The organism is Moorena sp. SIO3H5, assembly GCF_010692395.1.
Classification (GTDB): domain Bacteria; phylum Cyanobacteriota; class Cyanobacteriia; order Cyanobacteriales; family Coleofasciculaceae; genus Moorena.
In genome coordinates this window covers 1-6,260 of the sequence record NZ_JAAHHS010000425.1, presented here as the reverse complement: position 1 = coordinate 6,260, position 6,260 = coordinate 1, and the positions used below count along the sequence as shown (strand labels likewise).

The 6,260-nt window shown below is 45.9% G+C and carries 7 protein-coding genes; 5 read left to right on the top strand and 2 right to left on the bottom strand.

What is annotated here, in order from left to right; translation table 11 throughout:
• From F6K52_RS30250 to F6K52_RS30240, 3 genes are all read left to right on the top strand, one after another.
• Positions 1–203, top strand: a 203-nt coding sequence (locus F6K52_RS30250; protein ID WP_293087573.1) for a hypothetical protein, incomplete at its 5' end; no start/stop codon positions are given.
• A 31-nt stretch (positions 204–234) separates the two neighbouring features.
• Positions 235–978 carry a hypothetical protein gene (locus F6K52_RS30245; RefSeq protein WP_293087570.1) on the top strand — a complete coding sequence of 248 codons (744 nt, stop codon included), beginning with the start codon at positions 235–237 and terminating at the stop codon, positions 976–978.
• A complete protein-coding gene (locus F6K52_RS30240; protein WP_293087567.1) occupies positions 971–2,053 on the top strand; it encodes a pentapeptide repeat-containing protein in 1,083 nt (360 codons plus the stop codon). Before F6K52_RS30245 ends, F6K52_RS30240 begins: the two co-directional genes overlap by 8 nt.
• 195 nt (positions 2,054–2,248) lie before the next feature.
• On the opposite strand, the gene F6K52_RS30235 is transcribed toward F6K52_RS30240, so the two are convergent.
• Entirely contained in the window at positions 2,249–2,557 is a 309-nt protein-coding gene (locus F6K52_RS30235; protein WP_293087564.1) for a hypothetical protein, read from the bottom strand.
• 740 nt (positions 2,558–3,297) lie between these two features.
• Here F6K52_RS30235 and F6K52_RS30230 point away from each other — a divergent pair.
• Positions 3,298–3,552: a hypothetical protein gene (locus tag F6K52_RS30230; protein ID WP_293087561.1), complete on the top strand. Its 255-nt coding sequence runs from the start codon at positions 3,298–3,300 to the stop codon at positions 3,550–3,552.
• Positions 3,549–3,812: a hypothetical protein gene (locus F6K52_RS30225; protein WP_293087557.1), complete on the top strand. Its 264-nt coding sequence runs from the start codon at positions 3,549–3,551 to the stop codon at positions 3,810–3,812. The genes F6K52_RS30230 and F6K52_RS30225 overlap by 4 nt, the downstream gene beginning before the upstream one ends.
• Positions 3,813–3,831: 19 nt before the next feature.
• Here F6K52_RS30225 and F6K52_RS30220 read toward each other — a convergent pair.
• Positions 3,832–6,260 (bottom strand): WD40 repeat domain-containing protein (locus F6K52_RS30220; protein WP_293087554.1); only part of this gene is annotated, 2,429 nt, incomplete at its 5' end.

Genomic DNA, 6,260 nt, shown 5'->3' with positions numbered 1-6,260 from the left:
GGTTTCTTCGTGACTGGGGTTTCCGACGTTTGCTCTTCCGAGCAATCCCTGTAGGAATTTTGGGAATTTTGGATCGTAAGTTCCCTACTCCCGTCTTGATGCAGTCGCTCATGGGGGGAACCCCCAAGACCGCGCTGCATCGCTACTCCCTACTCCCTACTCCCTACTCCCTACTCCCTTTGCTATTACATGCTTCCACCTGAGCCTAAGAATAAATGCCTAGATTGCTTAGGGATGAAATTGGAAGGAATGCTGATTCCGCCAAACAAACAAAAACGTAAGTTTTGGCAAAAACCCTCTAAAATCCCGCAGATTAATTTATACCTAACCATTCAATTTAAGCAACAGTGGGAAGAGTTGCTCGAAGGTCGTGTTAAATTTGGACTTAAAGGTGGAGTACTGCGCCTTAATCTCCAACATGGTAATATCCCCTATGAATTCCGTGAGCTTGGTGGTTATCTTCAACTAGCAACAGTAGGTAATCAACAGCCGCCATGGCCTAGTTGTGATCTCAACCAGCGTCCAACAGACTCTAATGGCAACAGGGAAAAAGGGGCAGGTAATGTTACTCCAGAAGCTACTCAATCGCAATCCCACGAGACATTCCAACCAGAATCTCAACCAGAATTCTACGAGACATCCCACCAGACCGATCAAGTTTCCTGGTGCCACATTACTAATCAAGTTTCGGCGGAAAATCCTGCCTGGATTTTTGAAGAACAGAAGGGCAATAGTGTTTTATTTGGTTCCCTGAATCGGGTAAAGCTAGCAACTGTGAATGTCACTGCCTTACCCTGTCGTATCCAAGCAATCTTTGAAGTATCCCAGCGAGATATTTGTGTAACTGAAGTTGAGGGGTTGTGGCCTAATCACCTCTCCCGCAATAAAACCGTTGTGCTGAACAGACTGATTGTGGAACATTTGTTGGTAAGTAAATTTAAGCCCTATCTGTCTCGAGTGGAATTGCAATATGGGTGAGGAAAAATCTCAACCGATTCTGCTAAGCCTGATCAAGCGGGTTTTAGTGGCAGAAACAGACAATCTTGAGCAGTTGACTGCAATGGTTGGGCTGAATCTGGCTGAGCACTTCACTGCAGCTGACTTAAGTTACACTGACCTCAGCCAAGCTAGGTTGATTGAAGCGGATTTCAGAGGAACAGATTTCCGGGGGGCTAACCTCCAAAGTGCCAACTTCTGTAATGCTGACTTGAGGGGGGCTGATTTCAGGAGTGCCAATCTAAGCATGAGCGACTTCAGGAGTGCTAATCTCCAGGGGGTAAGCCTTGGTGGTGCTGACTTGAGGGGGATACGATTAGATGGTGCTAATCTCAGGGATGGTGACCTCAGTCGTGCTGACTTGAGGGGAGCTGACGTCAGGAAAACAGACCTAACTGGTGTTAATCTTAGCGAGGCTAAATTGGGAGGTGCTTACTTCCAGGGGGCTAAACTTAGGGGGGCTAATCTGGGTAGTGCGATTTTAAGCAGAGCTAATCTTCAGGGGGCTAACCTCATCCGTGCCCACCTGGGAGGGGCTGACTTGAGGTGTGTTGATTTATCCCATGCTAACTTAAGCCGTGCGGAGCTTAGTGAAGCTAATCTCAAAGGTGCTAAACTGAGGGGAACTAATCTTAAAGGTGCTGATTTAAGTTTAGCAGATATGACCCAAGTTTGCCTGATTCGTGGTAATTTGAGTTATGTCCATTTGATTCGTGCCAATCTTCGCAAAGCTGAGCTGATTCGTACCGACTTAAGTAATAGTGATCTCAGGGGAGTTGATCTTCAGGGAGCAGACTTGAGTTTGGCATTTCTTAAAAATGCTGACCTTAGGAGTGCTAATCTCAGAGGTGCGAAGATGAATCTTACAGAGTTAGATGGTGCCAATCTGAGAGGGGCTGATTTTAGTCATGCTGACATTAGGGGGGCGAAAGTGAAAGAAGCTCGGTTCGCTAAAAATAGAGGTATTTCTAATCAGATGAGAGGAGTGTTGATGCGGTTAGGGGCAATTTTTGAAGATGATGACCGCGATAGCTCTAGGGTGATTATTCATCGTTAAGTTAGGGAGTATTTTTGGGGAAATTGTATGTAGCGCTGGGGGCAGGGAATCGGGAATCGGGAATCGGGAAAAAGTGATCAAAAAATTATATATAAGTTTTAGCAATTCGTATTAATGCAGTAGCCAGTAGGGTGCGTTAGGCAAAGCTAACGCACCGAGATGATAGCGCACCGACATGATAGCGATCGCATTTTTTTAGGCAACGTTATCCCCTGAGGTACGTAAGGGAATTAGAGGCAGCAGGGGAGACAGGGGAATCAGAGACACATTTGGAGTTTCAGTCTTGGCAGGCTCGGGTGCTTGGGAAGGTTCCTCAAATTGCTCAAAGTTCATTTCGGACACTGGTTGCTGTAACAATTTTTCTAATACAATTTGCGGTGGGATTTCAGCAATATCTTCTTCGAGGATTTTATTCAGCTTAATTTTGTCTTCTATTTCCAGAGTAGTAATTGCTTCAAGAAGAGACTCGAAAGGAATTAGCCTTGTGAAAGCAGCTTGTATCATATTTACCTTCCGGGATTATGTGTATATGATTACTTAGTTTACTATAGTAGTCCCAATTTACATTTCTGGTAACGAGAGTTTATGTTTATTAATATTTAATTACAAATTATCATCTTAACTTATGATATTAACTGTTGACTATTGTATAAAAATATGTTTACTTGATCAAGTAAAGTTTACCACGTACCATTATTGTCAACATATCCTAACATAGTACAAAAATAACCAAAACTGTATTTAAACATACTATCAACCATAAAAAAATACCTTCCACTGGCTTTATATACAGGAATTATATCATATCCGTATAATTACTCAAATAAAAATATCCCGATCTCACGATCTCCCGATCCCCCCATCTCCCGATTAAACGAATGCTTACCTGTTTTATTCAAAACCTGAAAGATCAGCAGTCAGCAGTCAGCAGTCAGCAGTCAGTTTAAAATAAACCTCGTTCCTAGCACAGGCTTTGGCCTTGGCCAAAAGGCCACGCTGTGCGAACGACGCTCTCACTTGACTCAGCATTATTCGAATGCTTACCTCTTTTACTCAAAAGCTGATCACTAATCACTAATCACTTATAGCTGAACGCGCACGCGTGCGCATAGGCTGAACGCGCACGCGTGCGCGTAGCGCATAGGCTGAACGCGCACGCGTGCGCGTAGCGCATAGGCTGAACGCGCACGCGTGCGCGTAGCGCATAGGCTGAACGCGCACGCGTGCGCGTAGCGCATAGGCTGATGGCTCAATGCTTAATGCTTACTTTGGGAGTAAAATCACCAACATCCTTATTACTTCGGTCGGGTGTGATGGAACCAACAGAAGCACAATATCTAATTCTCAATGCGTTGGATACCTTAGGGTTACTAGAAAATACTGTTTATGACCAAGACAATGGCATTTGGTACATCAGCACTGCTAGCCTTCTGCTGCCCTTTGCTATGCTTTTACCAAATGGTGAAATTACCCCGATTACACCTGTAGCGGAATTATGAAGCCCTTAAGTGAATTACAACAACAGCAATATCAACGAATGATAGAACTCTCCACTCTGGCTCGTCAGCGATATCTGGACTCCGGAGGAGATCCAAACCGAGCCTCAGGGAGTCTACACAATGAAAATTACATGACTGCGGAAGAACAGCAGGAATTCTTGATATTAGCTAGGGCACTTTCCGGGATTTATACTAATAATGGTTATGTTTACTGTCAAGGGCGGTCTTGGAAATTACCCGAAGTGTTGAATCACGACTAGAGGGGAGTCTGGGTAAAACCTACCCTTGCTCCCTGCTCCCTGCTCTCTGCTCCCTTCTTCCTTTAATACCACAAATTTCCCTTAATTCTTTTTCTTCCTCTTCACGAGTGACTAGGTAATCATGGAGCCAGTTACAACTCTTTGCCACTAAATCATCTAGATCAAAATTCCATAAAATTACCGTCTTGTCACTACTAGCAGACGCAAGAGTCTTGCCATCATAGCTAAAGACCACGCTTTTGACAGATTTGCTATGTCCAGTGAGGGTGATTAGTTGTTTGCCTTCTCGATTCCACAGTTTCACCGTGTTGTCAAAACTAGCAGAAGCGATAGTTTGGCCGTCTGGACTAAAGGCAACGCTAGTTACAGGTCCGCTATGTCCAGTGAGGGTGTGCAGTTCTTTGCCTTCAAGATTCCACAGTTTCACGGTGCTGTCAAAACTAGCAGAAGCGATAGTCATGCCATCTCGGCTCAAGGCCACGCTATTGACAGGTCCGCTATGTCCAGTGAGGGTGCGCGGTTCTTTGCCTTCTCGATTCCACAGTTTCACGGTGTTGTCAAAACTAGCCGAAGCGATAGTCATGCCATCTTGGCTAAAGGCTACGCTATTGACAGCTGCGGTATGTTCAGTGAGGGTGAGCGGTTCCTTTTGTTCTAGATTCCACAGTTTCACCGTCTTGTCATCACTCCCAGAAGCAATCCTCTGGCCATCTTGGCTAAAGGCCACGCTATTGACAGATTTGCTATGCCCGGTGAGAGTGAGCGGTTCCTTGTCCTTGAGATTCCACAGTTTCACGGTGTTGTCATCACTCCCAGAAGCGATAGTCATGCCATCATAGCTAAAGGCTACGCTATTGACAGCTGCGGTATGTCCAGTGAGGGTGAGCGGTTCCTTTTGTTCTAGATTCCACAGTTTCACCGTCTTGTCATCACTCCCAGAAGCAATCCTCTGGCCATCTTGGCTAAAGGCCACGCTATTGACAGATTTGCTATGCCCGGTGGGAGTGAGCGGTTCCTTTTGTTCTAGATTCCACAGTTTCACCGTCTTGTCACTACTAGCAGTAGCGATAGCCTTACCATCTGGGCTAAAGGCCACGCTAAAGACAGGTCGGGTATGTCCAGTGAGGGTGTGCAGTTCTTTGCCCTCTAAATTCCGCAGTTTCACGGTGTTGTCATCACTAGCAGAAGCGATAGTCATGCCATCTCGGCTAAAGGCCACGCTTTTGACAGCTGCGGTATGTCCGGAGAAGGTTTTTAGGTGTTTGCCTTGCCGATTCCACAGTTTCACGGTGTTGTCAAAACTAGCAGAAGCGATAGTCATGCCATCTCGGCTCAAGGCCACGCTTTGGACAGCTGCGGTATGTCCAGTGAGGGTGATTACTTGTTTGTCTTCAAGATTCCACAGTTTCACGGTGTTGTCCCCACTAGCCGAAGCGATAGTCTGGCCGTCTGGACTAAAGGCAACGCTAAAGACAGATCCGCTATGCCCTTTGAGGGTGATTAGTTGTTTGCCTTGCCGATTCCACAGTTTCACGGTGTTGTCCCCACTAGCCGAAGCGATAGTCTGGCCATCATAGCTAAAGGCGAGGCTAAAGACAGGTGCCCTATGTCCGGAGAAGGTTTTTAGGTTTTTGCCTTGCCGATTCCACAGTTTCACGGTGTTGTCCCCACTAGCCGAAGCGATAGTCTGGCCATCATAGCTAAAGGCGAGGCTAGTGATATCGCTATGTCCGTCTAGGCTATTAAATTCTTTAACTCCATAGAAAGATTGCCGTAAACTAGCGATCGCTTGAATTCTAGTTTCACCTTGTACCCAATTCGCCTTTTGGAGTATTCCTCCTGCCTTTAAACCCTCTTTTAGAGCATCAAAGGGTTGGTTTGAGATCAAAAGATTCTGTGACAGTTGATTGAGGGCTTTAATTTCACTTTCTTGTGCCTTTCTCCCCTGTTTACGAGAGTGCAACCCAAAAGCTGTCGAAACAACTGTCCCCAATACCAACACACCAATAAACGCTCCCGCTACTAACCGGCGGTTACGGGTCATTTGCTTGTGCTTCTGACGGCTTACCTCAATATACTCCTCGGCTAGCCCATTCAACATCCCCAACTTGCCATACTCGTTTAAATACTCCTGGGCTTCTACTAACCTCCCCCCTTGCAACAGTAGACCAGCATCATCAAGCTTCTTTCCCTTCTCCTGCCATTCTTGCGCTGCCGCTTCCAGCTTGCGTTCGATCACCATCGCTTCTGTGTAAGTCTGCTTCCATTCCACCAACCTTGCCCAGTGGCGAATCAAGGCTTCATGAACTACATCCAAAACCACATCCTGGGAATTTTCTTGATGGCTTCTAGTAATCAAACGGTTGTCTGAACTGGCTAAGGTCTCGCTAACACCATTGAGCAGTTCTAAACTGTGGTGAGAATTGACTAACTCCCCCAGGTGTATTC